General features: G+C 42.4%; 22 protein-coding genes. 14 read left to right on the top strand and 8 right to left on the bottom strand.

Annotated elements, in window-relative coordinates; genetic code table 11:
• Window positions 1–27: 27 nt before the first annotated feature.
• On the bottom strand, window positions 28–261 hold the full coding sequence (locus tag E4663_RS10310) for a YhdB family protein (protein WP_079480765.1): 234 nt from the start codon (window positions 259–261) through the stop codon (window positions 28–30).
• A gap of 221 nt (window positions 262–482) precedes the next feature.
• Between E4663_RS10310 and E4663_RS10305 the strand changes: the two genes are divergently transcribed.
• The 7 genes from E4663_RS10305 to E4663_RS10275 all read left to right on the top strand — a co-directional run bounded on the left by E4663_RS10305 (window position 483) and on the right by E4663_RS10275 (window position 5,985).
• Entirely contained in the window at window positions 483–953 is a 471-nt protein-coding gene (locus E4663_RS10305; RefSeq protein WP_135327493.1) for a hypothetical protein, read from the top strand.
• Window positions 954–1,017: 64 nt separating this feature from the next.
• Window positions 1,018–1,557 (top strand): YhcN/YlaJ family sporulation lipoprotein, encoded by a 540-nt coding sequence (locus E4663_RS10300; protein ID WP_135327492.1) that lies wholly within the window; start codon window positions 1,018–1,020, stop codon window positions 1,555–1,557.
• A 158-nt stretch (window positions 1,558–1,715) separates the two neighbouring features.
• A complete protein-coding gene (locus E4663_RS10295; RefSeq protein WP_135327491.1) occupies window positions 1,716–2,210 on the top strand; it encodes a GNAT family N-acetyltransferase in 495 nt (164 codons plus the stop codon).
• A 63-nt stretch (window positions 2,211–2,273) separates the two neighbouring features.
• The gene (locus tag E4663_RS10290; protein ID WP_135327490.1) at window positions 2,274–3,686 is read left to right on the top strand and encodes a SpoVR family protein; all 1,413 of its coding nucleotides are present in this window, start codon (window positions 2,274–2,276) and stop codon (window positions 3,684–3,686) included.
• Window positions 3,687–3,809: 123 nt separating this feature from the next.
• A complete protein-coding gene (locus E4663_RS10285) occupies window positions 3,810–4,388 on the top strand; it encodes a hypothetical protein (RefSeq protein ID WP_135327489.1) in 579 nt (192 codons plus the stop codon).
• Window positions 4,389–4,522: 134 nt separating this feature from the next.
• A complete protein-coding gene (dat, locus tag E4663_RS10280) occupies window positions 4,523–5,401 on the top strand; it encodes a D-amino-acid transaminase (protein WP_135327488.1) in 879 nt (292 codons plus the stop codon).
• 140 nt (window positions 5,402–5,541) lie between these two features.
• The gene (locus E4663_RS10275) at window positions 5,542–5,985 is read left to right on the top strand and encodes a hypothetical protein (RefSeq protein ID WP_079480758.1); all 444 of its coding nucleotides are present in this window, start codon (window positions 5,542–5,544) and stop codon (window positions 5,983–5,985) included.
• Window positions 5,986–6,039: 54 nt separating this feature from the next.
• On the opposite strand, the gene E4663_RS10270 is transcribed toward E4663_RS10275, so the two are convergent.
• Window positions 6,040–6,690, bottom strand: coding sequence for a YczE/YyaS/YitT family protein (locus E4663_RS10270; protein WP_079480933.1), 651 nt, complete (start codon window positions 6,688–6,690; stop codon window positions 6,040–6,042).
• 100 nt (window positions 6,691–6,790) lie between these two features.
• Between E4663_RS10270 and E4663_RS10265 the strand changes: the two genes are divergently transcribed.
• The gene (locus tag E4663_RS10265) at window positions 6,791–7,549 is read left to right on the top strand and encodes a (S)-benzoin forming benzil reductase (protein ID WP_135327487.1); all 759 of its coding nucleotides are present in this window, start codon (window positions 6,791–6,793) and stop codon (window positions 7,547–7,549) included.
• A gap of 76 nt (window positions 7,550–7,625) precedes the next feature.
• Here E4663_RS10265 and E4663_RS10260 read toward each other — a convergent pair whose 3' ends face one another.
• A complete protein-coding gene (locus tag E4663_RS10260; RefSeq protein ID WP_135327486.1) occupies window positions 7,626–8,591 on the bottom strand; it encodes a S66 family peptidase in 966 nt (321 codons plus the stop codon).
• Between the two features lie 27 nt (window positions 8,592–8,618).
• Complete coding sequence (locus tag E4663_RS10255) at window positions 8,619–9,134, bottom strand: dihydrofolate reductase family protein (protein ID WP_135327485.1); 516 nt, start codon at window positions 9,132–9,134, stop codon at window positions 8,619–8,621.
• 269 nt (window positions 9,135–9,403) lie between these two features.
• On the opposite strand from E4663_RS10255, the gene E4663_RS10250 reads away from it, so the two are divergent.
• Together E4663_RS10250 and E4663_RS10245 are read left to right on the top strand one after the other, a co-directional pair.
• Window positions 9,404–10,363, top strand: coding sequence for an ATP-binding cassette domain-containing protein (locus tag E4663_RS10250; protein WP_421803627.1), 960 nt, complete (start codon window positions 9,404–9,406; stop codon window positions 10,361–10,363).
• Complete coding sequence (locus E4663_RS10245; protein ID WP_135327483.1) at window positions 10,341–10,952, top strand: ATP-binding cassette domain-containing protein; 612 nt, start codon at window positions 10,341–10,343, stop codon at window positions 10,950–10,952. Before E4663_RS10250 ends, E4663_RS10245 begins: the two co-directional genes overlap by 23 nt.
• Window positions 10,953–10,992: 40 nt before the next feature.
• On the opposite strand, the gene E4663_RS10240 is transcribed toward E4663_RS10245, so the two are convergent.
• Window positions 10,993–11,898, bottom strand: a complete 906-nt coding sequence (locus tag E4663_RS10240) for a DMT family transporter (protein WP_135327482.1) — start codon at window positions 11,896–11,898, stop codon at window positions 10,993–10,995.
• Between the two features lie 189 nt (window positions 11,899–12,087).
• On the opposite strand from E4663_RS10240, the gene E4663_RS10235 reads away from it, so the two are divergent.
• Window positions 12,088–12,360, top strand: a complete 273-nt coding sequence (locus E4663_RS10235; RefSeq protein WP_079480752.1) for a hypothetical protein — start codon at window positions 12,088–12,090, stop codon at window positions 12,358–12,360.
• A gap of 35 nt (window positions 12,361–12,395) precedes the next feature.
• Entirely contained in the window at window positions 12,396–12,962 is a 567-nt protein-coding gene (locus tag E4663_RS10230; protein ID WP_135327481.1) for a GNAT family N-acetyltransferase, read from the top strand.
• Window positions 12,963–12,982: 20 nt separating this feature from the next.
• Here the strand turns inward: E4663_RS10230 and E4663_RS10225 are convergent, their stop codons facing one another.
• Entirely contained in the window at window positions 12,983–14,455 is a 1,473-nt protein-coding gene (locus E4663_RS10225) for a SulP family inorganic anion transporter (protein WP_135327480.1), read from the bottom strand.
• A 325-nt stretch (window positions 14,456–14,780) separates the two neighbouring features.
• On the opposite strand from E4663_RS10225, the gene E4663_RS10220 reads away from it, so the two are divergent.
• Together E4663_RS10220 and E4663_RS10215 are read left to right on the top strand one after the other, a co-directional pair.
• Window positions 14,781–15,200, top strand: coding sequence for a universal stress protein (locus E4663_RS10220; protein WP_079480749.1), 420 nt, complete (start codon window positions 14,781–14,783; stop codon window positions 15,198–15,200).
• Between the two features lie 67 nt (window positions 15,201–15,267).
• Window positions 15,268–15,471 carry a zinc ribbon domain-containing protein gene (locus E4663_RS10215; protein ID WP_079480748.1) on the top strand — a complete coding sequence of 68 codons (204 nt, stop codon included), beginning with the start codon at window positions 15,268–15,270 and terminating at the stop codon, window positions 15,469–15,471.
• 93 nt (window positions 15,472–15,564) lie between these two features.
• Here the strand turns inward: E4663_RS10215 and E4663_RS10210 are convergent, their stop codons facing one another.
• Window positions 15,565–17,208: a putative ABC transporter permease subunit gene (locus tag E4663_RS10210; protein ID WP_135327479.1), complete on the bottom strand. Its 1,644-nt coding sequence runs from the start codon at window positions 17,206–17,208 to the stop codon at window positions 15,565–15,567.
• Entirely contained in the window at window positions 17,201–17,923 is a 723-nt protein-coding gene (locus E4663_RS10205) for an ABC transporter ATP-binding protein (RefSeq protein WP_135327478.1), read from the bottom strand. The genes E4663_RS10210 and E4663_RS10205 overlap by 8 nt, the downstream gene beginning before the upstream one ends.
• Window positions 17,924–17,929: the final 6 nt, after the last annotated feature.

Here is a 17,929-nt window from a genome sequence, read left to right as displayed (position 1 = left end):
CACTCCTTCGACGGAGTGGTTCTTTCCTTATATGAACAGCTCAACATCAGCTGTATCTTGTGCGTGGTCGATATAGTGCAGCAGACTCTCATGTGACTTTAACATATCCACTTCACTTACAGGGTAGTAGCATGCGTGTAAGAAAACCTCAATTTTCTTGGAAAGAAAATTGTCTTTGGTACGCACCATAAGAACGAGTAAGTCGTCCCATTGCCCCCAAATCATATAATGCAGGGCTTTGTCATAATCAAGGTTATTCATGGGGTACACATCCTTTATATCAGCTGAAGCGATGGCTTACGCATGTTCAAAGGAATGGTCTTATTATCTCCGACTTCCATCCATGTGAATCAGAAATTTCGTCACAGTTTTGGGAAAGTAGACGTAATCTGTGTTTTTCTCCCATCAATGATAAAATTTTTGATATGATGGTATGGAAATGATTGACTTAGTTGTTTTGACCTTGAAGGGAGTTTTGTGGGATGAATGAGAAACAACTGCTTTATGTTAATGTAGGGCTAGTGATCGGAACTGTACTGTTTATTATCTCAAGCTTTGCAACAGCTCAAAGTGAATCGGCACATAGTACCATGGTGTTGATTAGTGAAATACTGGGAGGATTAACAATCATAAGTGCTATGATTTCGCTGTACTACATAAAAAGTGACCAGAAATATATTCCGATAGCTATTCTCAGCTTTTTTGTTCCATGGATTGTCTATGTGGTGGGACATCACGCTGGTATTAATCAAGATACGAATTTCCATTGGATATGGTTTGTTAGCTTGTATATTCTAACTATAATTGGAATTATTCTGATGCGAATTAGTTACAATGCCATTCAAGGGTTATTTGCGTTGCTCCCAGTATTTTTGATGTTTCTAAATGCCATGTTCTTCGTCTATACAGTAGTACTATTCGTATGGTGGAGCCTCCCAGATTCCATTCTTTGAGGAGAGAATAAATCCCTTTAGCAAGCACATACTACGAGTAAGCTGCTAAGGAGGGATTACCATCATGAAGTTAAAATCATTGGCAGTAACACTGTTAGCGGCTTCAGCCCTAGTAGCCTGTCAAGCAGAGCAGGAAACAGGTACAGGGGACGGGAACTACGAAGGTGTACAAAATACCCGTTTTGAGCGAAAGGCAGACGATATGTATGAGGAAGGCAACCGTGCCAACCGATATGACAACGATCGTGGCATGGTTCAAAACACGAACTACCAGGTGGCCAAAGCAGCTGCTGACAACATCAAAAAAGATGTTAAAGGTATAGATAAAGCTTACGTGTTGAAAACACGTGACAATGCTTACGTTGCAGCTGTCATGAAAGATCGTAAAGGGTCTGAAGATTTGTCTGACGATGTCGAGAGTAAAATCACGAAAGCTGTTAAATCAACAGATCAGGACATTAACAATGTTTATATCTCGACGAATCCAGATTTCGTTGATTTAACTGATAATTACGTGAATGACATGAAAGCTGGCGACCCAGTCAGCGGTTTCTTCAAGGAATTCGGACAAATGGTCGATCGTGTATTCCCAGAAGCCAAATAAGCAAGACGAAAAGCCAGCCTTACGTTAAGGTTGGCTTTTTTTTACTCGACCTACCATTTTGCTTAGAATTTATCTTCGGGTGGCATCTGTAACGAGAGTGACGTATTACTTTCCTTTTGGTATGATTTAACATAAACATTTTGCAAGGAGGGAATTGCGTGCAACACTTAAAACCAACAGAAGCATCATTATACATAACATTGCTTGAACAACTTGAATCAGAATCAGAGTTCTTACTATTTGAACCTGGAGAAAGACAGATGAGCGAAAACCAGGCTAAAGCCATGATCGAAAGCTTCAGAGAACAGGGGAATTCGACTATCATCGGAGTGATGAGAAATGGGGAACTTGTAGGTCACATAACTTGTTTGGGGGGACAGGCAAGACGAAATTGTCACGCTGTTAAACTTGTCATAGGTGTCAAGAAAGAGTACAGAGGAGAGGGGATTGCTTCAAGCTTGTTTGATTGTGCTATCAAGTGGGCTGAAGAAAAAGAGTTGAAACGTCTGGAGCTGATGGTAATGACCCACAATGAACAGGCAATCGGCCTTTATGAAAAATACGACTTTCAGATAGAAGGTGTCAAGAAGAATTCTCTCAAAGTATCGGGAGACTGGGTGGATGAGTATATAATGGCACGGATCTTACCTTGATTCTTCATGTTAGCCCTTGTCCTGTCATATAGTAAGGTAACGAAATCGAAGGAGGGGGCACCTTTGAAACCAGAGGATCAGAATAAGCTCAGATATGCTATAGAAGAAATCACGGAGATTGCCAAAGGTTTCGGATTAGATTTTTATCCGATGAGATACGAAGTTTGTCCTGATGATATCATTTACACGTTTGGTGCTTATGGAATGCCGACTCGCTTTTCCCACTGGAGTTTCGGTAAACAATATTACAAGATGAAGCTCCAATATGACTTGGGCTTGAGCAAGATCTATGAGTTGGTCATCAACTCCAATCCATGTTACGCATTTTTGCTTAATTCGAATAGTTTGATTCAAAATAAGCTAATTGTGGCTCATGTTCTGGCACACTGTGATTTTTTCAAAAATAACGCAAGGTTTCAGAATACAAAACGGGATATGGTGGAGAGTATGGCAGCGACAGCCGAGCGTGTCGCCGAGTATGAACGCGTTCATGGAAAAGATGAAGTCGAGTCGTTCCTTGATGCGGTACTTGCCATTCAAGAACATATCGACCCGTCGCTTGTTAGACCGAAGCTTGCTTGGTCGGTGGATGATGAGGAAGAAAGTACAGATCCTGTAAGGACTACACCATATGATGATTTATGGAAGATGGAAGAGTCCTCTTCAGAAGATGCACCGAAGATGAAGCGGAAGAAGAAGTTTCCTCCTCGTCCGGAAAAAGATATTTTGTTATTTATTGAAGAACATAGTAGGGAGCTAGAAGATTGGCAACGTGATGTGTTGACGATGATGAGAGAAGAAATGCTCTATTTCTGGCCACAGTTGGAAACAAAAATCATGAATGAAGGTTGGGCATCTTACTGGCATGCAAGGATTCTAAGAGAAATGGATCTGACGAGTGATGAAGTAATTGATTTTGCTAAGCTTAATGCTAGTGTAGTTCAACCATCTAAAACACAGTTGAACCCATATTATTTAGGGTTGAAGATTTTCGAAGATATAGAGGAAAGATATGATAACCCTACCGAGGAAATGCAACGGCACGGAATCGAGAAGGGGTCAGGTCGGGAGAAGATTTTTGAAGTTCGTGAAATAGAGTCCGATCAAAGTTTCATCCGAAATTATTTAACCAAAGAGCTTGTCAGAAGAGAAGATCTTTATTTATTCCAGAAGCAGGGTCAGAAATACAAAATTACCGACAAAGATCATGAAGCTGTTCGTGATCAGCTCGTGACGATGCGAGTTAATGGAGGGTTCCCATACATTACTGTCCAAGATGGAGATTACATGAAGACTGGAGAGCTATATTTGAAACACCACTATGAGGAAGTGGAGCTTGATGTGAGTTACTTAGAGAAGACTCTTCCATATCTATATCAGCTTTGGGGTCGAAATGTCCACATGGAAACGGTAGTCGAACAACGTGATGTCGTATTCAGCTATGGAGGAAAGAAAGTCCAGAAAAAATATCTGTAAAGTGCGACTGTCTCTGATGAAAGTTCAGAGACAGTTATTTGTTTTCATTCATCCGAAAACCTCTTCCATTCTGTTATAATATTTTCAAGATTTACCATCCGTAGCAGAGGGGGGTACTATACGTTGAAAGCTGTTCAAATCGCACTAATTGGTTTACTTGTTGTTCTTGCTGCTGGCTTCTTTTTGTATGTGGATAACAGGGAGTATAATGCACTCGTAAATGGTCAGGAACTGCCAATCCACAAAGTACCTGAAGAACCACCCGCATCTATTTCAAAAGCGTCTCAAAAGGTAAAGGGAACGGGAATAGAGTTGTCTGAGCTTTACTATCGACCTTATGAAAGGGAGAGCGAAGAACCAACGGAGGAACCATCCACTGGGGATTTGTATTTCGGCATTTGGTATGGAAAAGGGAATGAACTGACTTCGGATAGGGAAACGGACTGGAGAAGAGAAAAAGGCGTTGTTTCTTTTCTCGTAAAAGCTGTGGATGAATCAGGAACAACGTTTAACGGCAAGACAACTGGGAAAGTGGACGGTACTTTCAGTGTCTTCCAATTTGTGAAGATAGAAGGTTACAACTTTGATGAAGAAGGTAGGGAAGCGGCAGGGGATTTGGAGCTGTTTTTCTACCCGGTTTCTAAGTCTGGCGAACCTGTAGAGGAAGCATTATTTGAAACAAAGGTTCCACTTACCTGGTAAGTATCTGCTCCGGAGTCCTATTTGGTTTTTGTTTTCATAGGTAAATGAGCATGGGTTTTGTTTAAGCTTCCCTACGGAGGAATTTTTCTGATAAGATATACGTTAATGATGGAAGCATTAGAGGAGGAGACCAGATGACGATTTACAAAAAGTTGTTAACCGAAGACGGCTTTGTTGACCAAGGTCAACTCACATACCCGTTTGAGGAGAGAGGCCTTCAGTTTGGAGATGGCATATATGAAGTCATCCGGGTCTACAATGGAAAGAATTATTTGATTCAAGAGCATGTGGAGCGTCTATACCGCTCAGCCGAAGCGATTAAGCTTGTAGTTCCATTTCAGAAAGATGATATGTATCGGTACTTGCAAGAGTTGTTGGAAATCAATGATGTAAAGACGGATGCGAAAATTTATCTTCAAATTACAAGAGGCTCTGCCCCAAGAGACCACGCATTCCCGGAACAGCCTAAGCCAAACTTATACGCTTATGTGAAGGACCTGTCACGCCCTTCTGAAAACTTGAAAACAGGAGTGTCCGCTATTACTCAACCTGATGTACGTTGGGATTGGTGTTATATCAAGAGCCTTAACTTACTTCCGAACGTGTTGGCGAAACAGACGGCAAGAGAGGAAGGCGCATTTGAGGCCATCCTGCACAAAGACGGGGAAGTGACGGAATGCAGTTCTTCCAATGCTTATTTTGTAAAGGACGGCAAAGTGTACACACATCCGGCGAAAAAGAATATTCTTCATGGTTGCGTAAGGATGAGAGTAGAGCATTTCTGTAAGCAGTTGGGGATTGAATTCGTTGAAGAGACGTTCGAAATCAAAGATATGGAATATGCTGATGAAATGTTCCTCTCTAGTAGTACCGCTGAAGTCATGCCAATCATTAAAGTGGATCAGCAGAAGATTGCAGATGGTACTCCAGGGGAGATCACCCGCAAGTTACAGCATGCATACGAAGAGGATGCGGAATTATCAGAGTCCTTCTCCATATTCAGCGCAAATTAAACTTCTATTTAGAACATCGGAATTGCTCCGGTGTTCTTTTTTATAGGAGTCCTGAGAAAGTCAATCGTTTATTTGTGAAATAATTTGGGGATAGTCATCATAGATGCTATAATTCCATAGAAAGATTGGAGGAGATGTTCATGGCATCAGTACAGCTAGAACTTACAGATAAACAATATAAAAAACTTGTAGAAGCCGTGTTCTTAGGTACATGGATGGTGAATTCTACTAAGATGGAATTGGATGAAGAATTCGAGGAAGTCCGAGAGCTTGTTTTGTCGAAGTATAAAGAAGCGGGATTGCAAGACTTGATTTCCCATCAGGAGCAGTTGGGTATTCATGATTTGGATATTGACTTTGAATCGCAGTTGCTCGATACGTATGTCGAAGAATATGATGAGTTCAGTTTCTGGGACAAGCTGGTGGAGAAGCTCGCAGATAAAGAGATGGTACAGCGCTTCGGAGCTCCGCAAGGTAAGATGACGGATGAAATGATGGAGAAGCGTATGGAAATTGAAGAACAGATCGGAGAGAAACTTGAAGAAACGGGAGTGACAGAGCTCACCTTCAAGGGGAAAGAATAAAAGCATGAACAAATTTGTTCATGCTTTTTCATGGAATAGTATCCGTTATCAATGTCACGTTTCGGAATGGTAGCTTTCCTTATCAGGGAAGCTCTTAGCATCAACCCAGATAGCTGCAATGGGCCTAGCCCACTGGTAAGAAAGTTGGATGAACGGTCCGAGTAACAAAGCGACGATCAACGTTCCGAAACCGACAGGTGCACCTAGTAAGAAGCCGATCAAGGCCATACCTGATTCGGAATAGATGCGAACAGAACTTTTCGACTGATTGGTCTTTTGGTTCATAATCATCATGAAGTGGTCTAGTGGTATACGTGGGAACGGTGTTCTTAAATAGACTGCGACACCAACCGCTGTTGCGACTAGCCCGATGGTGAAGATTCCCCATTGAGCCCACCACATGTCATACTGCACATTTTCAAGCCAGCCATACAAAAACAAATCGACTGTTCGCCCACGGACGATGATGGGAATGAGAGATTCGAATTGCGGTCGCTTTTTCTCGAGCCAAGCGTTCACAAGCAACAATATGATAAAGGCAATGATCATCACACTACCGACGGTAATCGGGAAGTGCATCGAAATACCGACTGCCACACTGTCCCCAGGGCCGACACCCAGGCCGGATTGTATAATTAACGCAAGACCAAGACTCGACACCACAAGTCCAACCACGTAGATGATAAATAAGTAAACGTATTTCATGATTTTTCCTTTCTGTCTGGCGATGGTTGCTCCGTTTATCATAAACGTTGCCCAAACAGATGTAAAGGAGAACGAGACTGTTATAAAAGGAGAATCGCTGATGCAATATGCTATAGTCACAGGTGACTCTCGCGGTTTAGGCGAGGCGGTTGCTAAACAACTTATGGAGAAAAACGTAAATGTCATCGGAGTCTCTAGGAATCTGAACGAAGACTTGAAGACGCATGCAGAAGACCGTAAAGTGGAATATCACCATATCGCAGCCGATTTGACTGATCATTCTCAACTGGAACAGGCCGTAATAGATGCAATAGAGATCGCATTCCATGAAGATACCCACTATGTATATGTCGTGAACAATGCCGGTATGATAGAGCCGATCGATAAAGTTGGCGACTTAGATCCAGAAATGACGACCAAACACATTCAGTTGAATCTGTCAGCCCCCATTCTAATTGTTAATCGTCTATTACAGGAAGCAAATAGGAAGGGAATACATCTATCGGTTATCAATGTAACCTCAGGTGCTGCTGAAAAAACGATTCATGGCTGGAGCGTTTACAGCAGTACAAAGGCCGCTATAAACAGCTTCACGAAGACGCTCGCCTTGGAACAGGAAGGAAATGGACATGTTATCCTCGCGTTCAGTCCAGGTGTGATGGATACCGATATGCAGCAAGAGATACGATCGTCCTCTAAAGAGGCTTTTGCTGATGTGGATAAATTCAAACAGCTGAAAGAAGAGGGAGCGCTACGGTCTCCTGAAGAAGTGGCCGCTGTCTTAATGGACTTACTCAATCAACCGAAAGACATTGAAAATGGAAAGGTCTACAAGCTATATGATCTCATTGAGCAGTAATTGCTATGTAGTAATGACCACCTTTTTTCGATAGAAGTATGCTAAGAAGCCCGCAGTATCAAAATGCGGGCTTTTCTTAATGTTTTAAAACAGTAATGTGCGACTTACCCGTCTCCGTAGCTTTGATAGATATCTCTCCTCCGATTGGGAAAGTGAACCTTGGTGTAGTATGTCCAAAGTTTGCTTCTGCAAGAATAGGGATAGAAGCTAACTCGTCTTTCGCATCAATGATTCTTCTCAATGAGTCATAGTCCATTTCTGATTTCTTCTCGAATTTTCCGATTACGAGTCCTTTTACTTTTTCAAAACCAGGCTGATGCAGTAAGGACTGCAGATCACGGTCAAAGGTCTCAGGAAAAGTCATTTCGTCATCTTCCAAAAAGAGTATTTTACCCGCTAGTGATGGCATGAACGGTGTTCCTTGTAATAGGTTAAGGGTGCAAAGGTTCCCTCCAATGACTACACCTGAAGCCTCTCCGGGGTGTATGACTTTACATCCTTCATTAGGGTGGAAAGTACGGTTTCCCTGGTCCATATACCAGAGGTCGTTACTCCAATGATCGGCCGCCTCGATGACAAAGGGGTCCTCATTCATGAAGGCTTTTTCGAAATATTCGAGGGTGTATTCGATTCCTCTTTTCATACCGAATGAAGAGAAGTGTGGACCGCTGTACGTGATGAGTCCTGTTTTTTTATAAATAGCATTCGATAATACGGTAATATCAGAGAAACCACAGAAGATCTTGGGGTTTTTCCTGATTAACTCATAATCCAAGTGGTGGAGGAGTCGGTTACTATTGAATCCGCCGATTGTAGTGATAATTCCTTTCACGTTTGGATCTGAGAAAGCCTCGTGAATGTCATGAACGCGTTCTTGGATGGAAGGATCTCCGTCTGAGTATGTACTGAATGAAACGTGAAGTCCTAGTGATTCTAGTCGCTGGACTGCCAACCGCTGTTGGTCTGGTGCAATAATGGATAAGGTTTCAGCAGGAGAGATGACCCTCACTTCGTCGCCTTTTGTAAGTTTTTTTGGTATCAATGAATGACCTCCTTCATTTACATTTCTTCAATCGTTTACTGTATAGCTTAGGCTTAACATACCGTCATCAAATGTTCGGACATTTTTCAATGTTAAAGAGTGTTCTTTCTCGTTAGCTTTGAATAATGAAATCCCCCTTCCAATTAATGTCGGTTGAATGAATATCTGATATTCATCAATTAATTCGGCGTGGATAGCTTGTTCTATCAACATTGCCCCACCTACAATCCAGCTCGTCTTACCATTTTCTTTTAGCATGTGAGTGAGCGGTGCCATTTGCTCTGGCTGAATGAAAGTTGCGAATTCATCTGATCCCTCTTGAGTGCGGCTCACAACATAGACGTCTTTTGACAGATAGGGGAATTCCTCTGTCAAATCAAAGATTTGCTCATATGTATTTCTACCAAGTATGACCGTGTCTACGGATTGAAAGAATGAATCGAACCCGTAGTCTACATCATCCCACAACCAATCGATCTCCCCGTTTTCTCTACATATGTAGCCATCTAAGCTTTGAGCGATATATAAGACAACTTTTCCCATCAAACCCGCTCCTTTTCTTGCTTTTTCCAATACCTTCATCATATAATAGAACTACTTGAAAGAGAAGGGAATGACGTGTAGAGCAATGAAGTACTAATTCTGTTAGATCTCACGAGCCGAATTAAATTCACTCGTTTCAGATAACAGGATTGGTCTGTCTTTTTATAAACCTTTATTGCTTTATGCCTCCATCTAGACCGGAGTGGATAAGTATCGGGATGACCTATGCCTGCCTGGAACGTAATCAGGGAGGTTTTTTTGTGTTATATATGAGAGCTACAGAGGTGGAATACACTCTTAGAGACCGGACGATCTTTTCTATCCAGGATCTATCGATTCATAAAGGGGATCGTATTGGTCTTGTTGGAAGAAATGGAGAAGGAAAAACATTGCTTCTAGAGTACTTGATGGGGAAGCTTGAAGAAAAACCGAATACTGACTGGTGGGTGGAAGCTTCCTTGATGGAGCAGTTGCCTACGGGAAAAGAGAACGGGTTGAGCGGTGGAGAGAAAACTCTTCAACAATTAGATCGGATGTTCGAGGAGCGTACTCCTCTAGTGTTTTTAGACGAACCCACAAACAATCTTGATTGGCGTCAGATCGAAAACCTTGAACAGAAACTGGTTGCTGAATTTTCGACCTATGTTATTGTTTCGCATGACCGTGCGTTTTTAGATCGAACGTGCGACAAGATTTGGGAGCTTGAGGGTGGTCGGTTGAACTCGTTTGATGGAAATTACACTTTCTATGATGAAACCAAAAAGCAGCAGAGACTGGAGAAAAAAAAGAAATACGAGAAGTATGTCCAAGAGAAGAAGCGACTAGAAGAACGTGCTAGGAAGAAGAATGATCAATCCAAGCATATGCGTAAACCACCGAAGCGGATGGGGAATTCAGAATGGCAGCTAGGAAAAAATAAAGCCGCTTCCAAGCAGAAAAAGGTGGAACGAGTCAGCAAGACACTTGAACGAAGGATCGATCGGCTGGAGAAAGTAGAGAAGCCATTCGATTGGTCTCAAGTGAAAATGACCCATCAGCATGCACAATCTGTTGCTCGGAGAACCATAGCTTCCTTAAGAGACGAATCTGTATATGCTGGTGAAAAGAAGCTGTTTGATATCCCCCATGCCGTCATTCCAACAGGGGCGAAATTGGCTTTGATTGGGGGGAAACGGAACAGGGAAGACGACACTTATCCAATACCTGATGCGAGAGAAGGGTTGGGATGACAAAATGGATGTTGCGTATTTTCATCAAAATCTTGATTCGTTGCCCTTGAAGAAGACGGTGTATGAATATGCTGGCGAGGATAGCCCTCTAGAAGAGTCACAGGTAAGAATCATCCTGGGGAGAATGAATTTTTTTGAAGAGGATATGAACAAGAAAATTCAGGTTCTTAGTGGTGGGGAACGGGTAAAGCTTGCGATTGCAAGGTTATTGACCAGAATGGCCCATCTCTTAGTGCTGGATGAACCGACGAATCACCTTGATTTAGGTGCTATCGAGGCATTAGAAACACTTATGGTAGAGTACCCAGGGACCATTCTGTTTGTTAGTCATGACAGAACATTCGTTAACCGTATAGCAGATCGTCTGTGGATTATCGACCAAGGACAGCTTACTGACTTTGACGGTACACTCAAGGAATGGCAGCAACCGAAACCGAAAAAAGCAGAGGAATATGACGCTATGGTTCTGGAAAGCAGGCTCACGGAAATTGTTAGCCGCCTCAGCCTTCCTTCCCCTCATGAAGATAAAGCTGAACTCGAACAAGAATATCAGGAGATCTTACGGAAGTTGAACGAGCGTAGAAAATAAGAAATATAGAAAAAACAGCGACCGTGATGGTCGCTGTTTTTTATGTCTGTCTATTAGCTTGTGTGGCGCTGGTTGATGCAACTTTATTTTGCTTCGTAGCTTGTCGATTGTTCTTGATGAACATATAGAAAGAAGCTGCAAAGATGGTGAAGTATCCAAGGATGCTTAATATGTCTGGAACTTGTCCAAATAGAAAGATACTGATCAGAGCAGAATAAACGACAGTGGAATAGAAGAAAATAGAAATCTCTCGTGCCGGCGCGTATTTATAGGCAATCGTCAAGCCGAACTGTCCTAGAGTTGCAAAGGCTCCCGCTGATAAGAGATAGACCCACTGAACCGTACTCATCGGCTCATAAAATGCAATCGTAAATGGAAGTAACGTCACCGTAGTAAAGAACGAGAAGTAAAATACAATAGTGTAGAATTTCTCCTTGTCACCTAATACGCGTAAAAGGGTGTAGGCACCAGCTGCAAAAACAGCCGAGCCGACCCCGGCTAAATACGGGACGAATTCAATAGAAAAGGCTGGCTTGATAATCAACAATGTGCCAAGAAAAGCAATGATGATCGAAATGATTTGATATAACCTTGCTTTTTCTTTAAGAAAGATTGCTGAGAATATGATGAGTAAGAATGGACTTAGCTTATTTAGCATATCCGCATCAGAGAGTACTAAATTATCGATGGCATAGAAGAACAATACCATTCCGATGGTCCCCAATGCTGAGCGCGATAGCAGCAACTTTTGATTCTCTCGTTTACCGAATAGCCGTTCTTTATTCGCTTTTACAAATCCGAAAGCGATGATGGCTGAGACAAGGTTACGAAACAACGTTTTCTGAACGGTCGGTACATCACCAGATAATTTGACTAGTGCCGCCATCATGGAAAATCCGAAAGCAGATATGAGAAGAAGGATAATTCCTTTGTTACGATCACTCATGATGGTTCCTCCTGTTTCCGTATGAATAGAGTTATTTTCCCACAAAACACTCTTCCCATCCTAATATAAAAGTGAAGGAAAGGAAAGAGGCAAGGACTGAGTGTATGACAAAAGTAGACAAATGAAGACAAGAAAAGCAGGGTAGGGTATACTAGTAATCAATATATTAAGGCAGAAAGGAAGGATTTATTGATCTCCTCACAGCCTATCATTCAAAAGAAGCGTACCATTGAGAACAACCGCCAACATTATATAGAGGAACATTTGAGCTTACAATTATACGAGCATATAGTAAGGACACCTTCAGAAGATATTCCGCTTCAAAACTTATTCGACGTGTCGCATCGAACGCTTTCCGGCGACCAAGGATTCTTGTACCTACACACCAATAGTGGAGTAAGAACTTTTCTTGTGAACCAATCACCTGAGGAATGGGTGTTCGAAGTGAGGAGCAGGCTGTAATTCATGCTTAGGAGCACCCTATAGGAGTGAATAACATGGAGATTTTAGAGGAGAATAAAGTTCTCTATTTGAGAGAAGTCACCCAAGATGACTGGTCATTGCTTCATGAGTACGCTTCTAATGAGGACGTCTGTAAATTCCAACCATGGGGGCCGAACACGGAAGAAGACTCTAAATTTTTCATCGCCCAAGCGATTCGAGACCGGAATAAGCGCCACCGCAGCAGGTTCGTCTTTGCTATTGTTTTAAAAGAAAATAATCAAGTGGTGGGCAATATTGAAATGAACATCACCGACTGGGATGGAGTGGGTGAGATCGGATTTGTCATTCACCATGGGCACTGGGGAAACGGTTATGCGAAGCAAGCAGTCTGTCTGATGCTCAAGCATAGCTTTGATAAATGTGAACTTCACCGGGTTGCAGCCGTAAGTGACCCGAATAACCTGGCATCGATACGAGTGCTAGAAAGAGTAGGCATGATTAAAGAAGGTGTACTGAGGAAAGACTTGTACATCAAAGGTCATTGGCGTGATTCGATTGTCTTCAGCTTGCTGAAGGATGAATGGGATGATAAACAAAGAAAAGCGTGTGATTCTAATTAGAATCACACGCTTTTTATCATTTAATGATTCGAGGCGGATGCGTTCGATTGATCGTAGATGGCTAAGCGGTCAACAAGTTTGGAGCTGTCTTTGTTCAGTCCAACGATTTCGACTTCTTTTCCATGCTCTCTGAATTTAATCACAAGCTTGTCTACAGCTGCAACTCCGGAATCATCCCAGATGTGAGCTTCCGTGAAATCAATTCGAACGTTTTTAGCGTCCACCTTGTAATCGAAATGCTCAATCAGGTTATCCGTCGAAGCGAAGAACACTTCCCCTTTAACTTTGTACACCATCGTTTGCGTGCTCTTTTCGTACATTTCCTCGACCTTGACCTTGGAGATCTTCACAACGAAGAAGATGGCACTCAAGATTACTCCGGCAAGTACCCCTTTAGAAAGGTCATGTGTCTTCACAACGGTACCAACTGTTACGATCATGACTACGGAATCGGTTATTGGAGCTCTTCTGAATTTAGTAAGCGATCCCCAATCGAATGTACCGATCGACACCATAATCATAACGCCGACAAGCACCGCCATCGGAATTTGGACGAGCAGGTCGTTGAATACGATGATAAGAAGCATCATAAAGACCCCTGCTACAAATGTAGATAATCTTCCGCGTCCACCTGAAGAGACGTTGATGACGGACTGACCGATCATCGCACAACCAGCCATTCCTCCGAAGAAACCAGCGACAACGTTCGAAATACCTTGTCCGCGTGCTTCTTTGTTCTTGTCACTCTCTGTATCCGTCATATCATCGACAATCTGAGACGTCAGAAGGGATTCCAGTAATCCGACAAATGCAAGAGCTAGAGAAATTGGGAAAATGATCTGCAGAGTTTCAAAGGTCAAAGGTATTTCAGGCACTAGGAAGATAGGAAGAGTGCTAGAGAGTTCTCCCATATCTCCGACGGTTTTCATACCTGCTCCTGTCGTGATAGCGACTATTGTCATGACAATAATGGCTACCAATGGAGAAGGTACAGCTTTCGTAAATCTAGGAAGGATATAAATGATTGCAAGTGATCCGGCAACCATCAGATACATCGGCATTCCAGCACCTTCGAAGTGCGGAAGTTGAGAGGTGAAGATCAAAATAGCCAAGGCATTTACGAAGCCTACCATTACTGATTTCGGAATAAACTTCATAAATTGCCCGATTTTAAGAACACCTAACAAGAACTGTAGAATACCTGTCAAAATCGTCGCGGCAAGCAAATACTCAAGTCCGTGATCCTTTACGAGCGTTACCATAAGCAATGCCATAGCTCCTGTTGCGGCTGATATCATACCAGGACGCCCGCCTACAAAAGAAATGACAACAGCGATACAGAAGGAAGCGTACAATCCTACCATGGGGTCGACTCCAGCGATGATAGAGAAAGCGATCGCTTCAGGGATGAGTGCCATAGCGACAACCAAGCCTGAAAGCGTATCGTTTTTTACGTTTCCGAACCATTGTTGTTTAATTGTTTGTGTGTTCAATTGCGCACCTCTTTCTAGTCAATATTATGCTATCCATATAGCATGTAGATCCGGCAAGAACGTGACAGATTATATCATTCATCACTTTTTAATCATAATGGCATGTAAGCGCATAAAAAGGACTCATTCTTTTTATTTCTCCTATTTTCTTTGATTTGCATGCAGATATCATAAAATGTTCATCTTTTTAGTTGTTTTGTTCTATCTGAGTAAATGTCATGGTTTGAACAGACTGTAATTGAGGAAGGCGTATTAGGAGGAATACGCTTCTTAGATATAGAATAAAAAAGTAGAGAAGTAGACTATCGAATTAGGGGGCTACCATATGTACCAGAAGATTTTGTTAGCTGCAGATGGTTCAGAACATTCCATCCGAACAGCAGAACGTGCAGCGGAGCTTGCCACTCTTCAAGGAGATGGCGAGGTAACCATTATATACGTTATTGACGGAGATCAATCCAAAACAGATGTCCTGACGGAGGGCGACCGGGCAACTATTGAGAAGCGGCGCCATGAGAGACTTCAACCTATAGAGAAGATAATGGATGAAAAGAAAGTGCCTTTCACTATTGAAATACGGCACGGGGAAGCTGGTCCGTCGATTGTCGACTATGCGAATAAAAACGGATTCGACATCGTAGTGATTGGAAGTAGAGGTCTGAATGCGCTCCAGGAAATGGTGCTGGGAAGTGTGAGTCACAAGGTTGCCAAGCGGGCGGATTGTCCCGTTATGATTGTAAAATAAACTCGGATGAAACGCTTTTACCTTTCTAGCCGTATATATAACATGATTACTTAGGAGGAATGGTTACATGAGTGAAAAAGGATGTATCAAATGCGGTAGTACAGACGCTGCTGAGAAAGAAGTCGCAATGACAGGCAGTGGACTTTCAAAAATGTTCGACGTCCAGAACAACCGGTTCACCGTGGTTTACTGTAAGAACTGCGGATACTCAGAGTTTTATAATAAAGAGGCGTCTAATGCCAGCAATATTTTCGATTTCTTCTTCGGTTAAATAGAGAACTCGCGAGCTAAGAGCTCGCGAGTTTTTTTAGTGTCGAAGTCGTTTTTCCCTTATTTCATAACAAAACCAAAATTCTACACTTCATCAATGGATTGTTGAGAATTTCTCTTTTGTCACTTTGCCTACATACCATTGCCCTAGCAATACACATATCGTTAGGTAGACAACCATAAAAACGGAAGCGAATGTTAGGCTTTGAAATAAAGGTACAGCCCATAAAAGGATCAGCAGCAATCCAAACACGAGAGCCTCTGCTGCGAGTGCGAAGAACCCGATCATTCGCCCTTTGAATACTTCTCGTTCATCTGTCCAGTTCAGTTTAGGTTGATGGAAGTCAAGTAGGAATCCAATGATGCTTGTGATCCAGCTCGCAACGATACTTGCCAGGAACCAAATGAACCAGACGCTAAGTGATACCTCGAATAGAAATAGAATAGCGATACTGATAATAAGTAAAGAAAGTACGTTCAAGAAGAAAGAGACCAACAGTTTACTCGTCACAATCAAGGGAGCGGGAATCGGTAAATAGAGATTGTTGAACCATGACTTTCCTTCCCTTGAGATAGAAGAGAAGGATGCAGGATTCACCCCCAGTCCGATGATGGTGAAAGCGAATAGGACTAATAATGAAGTACTATCATCCCATCCGTTTATTCTAGAAGCCATCGTCGAAAGCGAACCACTTGATTGAAGCAGTAACAGAATCAGTATAAAGACAGGAAAGAACAAGCTTTGAATGAGGATCTGGGTAAAGAACGTCGGCGTTCGAACAATCGTTTTCCATTCTTTTAATAACAGACTCCATAGAACTTGTCTCTTCTCTGTGCGTCTTTTCAAGTCATTTTCTTTAAACGTAGAACGTGTGCCACCTGATAGTCCGAGTACTCCTTTAAAGTACCATTGTTGACCAATTGTCATGAAAAGAAGTATCCCAGCGAAAGACAAGGCGATCATGGCAAGGAAATTAAGGCTTCCAATAATAGACGTCGGTGAGGTCAATGCAATGGAACTGAAGTAAGCTGTCGGGAAGAATTTCGTGACTAATCCTAACAAAGCGTTCTGCTCCAAAACCATCTCGGACATACCTCCGCCTGTCCCGCCGCTATCCAGCCTGAATAAAATATTCACACCTATGGCAAACGCAAAACCGAGAGATCCCATGATGATCTTGGTCCGGTCTTTGTTCTTTGCTATATTCGCAAACCTCATAATGAACATGATAGTTGCTGCTGTCAGTACAAATGGTACGACAGGAGCGACTAACCAAAGGACAAGAGAGAAAATGTAGTAAACGGGACCAGAGGCACTATGTATTCCATAGATGATGAGACTAGGTAATAAGACGAGCGTATTTACCCCATATAAAGAAAGAAACGGGACAGCCGCTTTTCCCATGACGATTTGATAAGGTTGAAAAGGGAGAGGGATAAAAGACTCCACATCCTCTGCAAAATAAAAAGAGCTAAGTACAGTGCTCAAGCTGACGAATAGGAAGATGAAGGTCATCATCACAAACAACAACCCAAGAATGACATTCTCATTTCCTGTAGGCGCAAGACTCGTATAGAGAGTATCGATCATCGAGTTCAATATCGATAATAGAAGAAGACCTAAAGGAATGGCGAATAACACTAAACAACCATATCCAGCTTTCTCCAGATCACTTTTACCTGCAGTGGAAAGCTGCATTTTGACCATTGTTTTAATTAGCAGCCATGTCTTAGCCATTTTGCGTCAGCTCCAGAAACAGCTGTTCTAAGTTCTGATCTTCTTGGAACTGTTGCTTCATTTCTTTCATATTCCCCTGGAACTGTACGTGTCCTTGATTGATAATCGCCACTTCATCACACAATTGCTCTACAACCTCCAGCACGTGAGTGGAGAAGAAGACGATCTTTCCCTTCGCTGCATGATCACGCATCATCTCTTTCAACATATAAGAAGATTTCGGATCAAGCCCAGTCAAAGGTTCATCCAGTATCCATATATCAGGATCGTGAAGCAGGACGCCACTGACAACGATTTTTTGCTTCATCCCGTGAGAGTATGTCTGTATATGGTCATCGAGCGCTTCATAGATTCCGAATTGCTTAGTGAGTTCTGAAATCTTTGTTTCCCGCACTTCTTGAGGTACATCGTACACGTCAGCGATGAAGTTAAGATATTCGATTCCCTTTAACCGAAGGAAAATGTCGGAGCGGTCCGGCACATAGCCAATCATCTGCTTAGCGGCTAATACTTCTTTTGAAATATCTTTTCCGTTCATTGTAATAGATCCTTCGTCAATGGGAAGGATACCTGTCATCATTTTTATAGTCGTGGATTTGCCTGCGCCATTCGGTCCCAAGAATCCGAAAATCTTACCGTCCGGGATAGTCAGGCTTAGGTCTTTTACGGCTGTTTTACCGGGGAACGTCTTCGTGATACGGTTTATCTCTATCATTTATGT

Source organism: Halobacillus salinus (assembly GCF_004684905.1).
In the GTDB taxonomy this organism is placed as follows: domain Bacteria; phylum Bacillota; class Bacilli; order Bacillales; family Halobacillaceae; genus Halobacillus; species Halobacillus salinus.
The sequence above is the reverse complement of the archived record's forward strand: the minus strand, read 5'-3'. Positions and strand labels throughout refer to the sequence as shown.

What these genes read in the sequence shown, in the direction of transcription:
- E4663_RS10310 (WP_079480765.1), bottom strand. Translation starts at nt 261, where the DNA reads ATGAATAACCTTGATTATGACAAAGCCCTGCATTATATGATTTGGGGG.
- E4663_RS10305 (WP_135327493.1), top strand. Translation starts at nt 483, where the DNA reads ATGAATGAGAAACAACTGCTTTATGTTAATGTAGGGCTAGTGATCGGA.
- E4663_RS10300 (WP_135327492.1), top strand. Translation starts at nt 1,018, where the DNA reads ATGAAGTTAAAATCATTGGCAGTAACACTGTTAGCGGCTTCAGCCCTA.
- dat (WP_135327488.1), top strand. Translation starts at nt 4,523, where the DNA reads ATGACGATTTACAAAAAGTTGTTAACCGAAGACGGCTTTGTTGACCAA.
- E4663_RS10275 (WP_079480758.1), top strand. Translation starts at nt 5,542, where the DNA reads ATGGCATCAGTACAGCTAGAACTTACAGATAAACAATATAAAAAACTT.
- E4663_RS10270 (WP_079480933.1), bottom strand. Translation starts at nt 6,690, where the DNA reads ATGAAATACGTTTACTTATTTATCATCTACGTGGTTGGACTTGTGGTG.
- E4663_RS10265 (WP_135327487.1), top strand. Translation starts at nt 6,791, where the DNA reads ATGCAATATGCTATAGTCACAGGTGACTCTCGCGGTTTAGGCGAGGCG.
- E4663_RS10255 (WP_135327485.1), bottom strand. Translation starts at nt 9,134, where the DNA reads ATGGGAAAAGTTGTCTTATATATCGCTCAAAGCTTAGATGGCTACATA.
- E4663_RS10250 (WP_421803627.1), top strand. Translation starts at nt 9,404, where the DNA reads ATGAGAGCTACAGAGGTGGAATACACTCTTAGAGACCGGACGATCTTT.
- E4663_RS10245 (WP_135327483.1), top strand. Translation starts at nt 10,341, where the DNA reads ATGCGAGAGAAGGGTTGGGATGACAAAATGGATGTTGCGTATTTTCAT.
- E4663_RS10240 (WP_135327482.1), bottom strand. Translation starts at nt 11,898, where the DNA reads ATGAGTGATCGTAACAAAGGAATTATCCTTCTTCTCATATCTGCTTTC.
- E4663_RS10230 (WP_135327481.1), top strand. Translation starts at nt 12,396, where the DNA reads ATGGAGATTTTAGAGGAGAATAAAGTTCTCTATTTGAGAGAAGTCACC.
- E4663_RS10220 (WP_079480749.1), top strand. Translation starts at nt 14,781, where the DNA reads ATGTACCAGAAGATTTTGTTAGCTGCAGATGGTTCAGAACATTCCATC.
- E4663_RS10215 (WP_079480748.1), top strand. Translation starts at nt 15,268, where the DNA reads ATGAGTGAAAAAGGATGTATCAAATGCGGTAGTACAGACGCTGCTGAG.
- E4663_RS10210 (WP_135327479.1), bottom strand. Translation starts at nt 17,208, where the DNA reads ATGGCTAAGACATGGCTGCTAATTAAAACAATGGTCAAAATGCAGCTT.
- E4663_RS10205 (WP_135327478.1), bottom strand. Translation starts at nt 17,923, where the DNA reads ATGATAGAGATAAACCGTATCACGAAGACGTTCCCCGGTAAAACAGCC.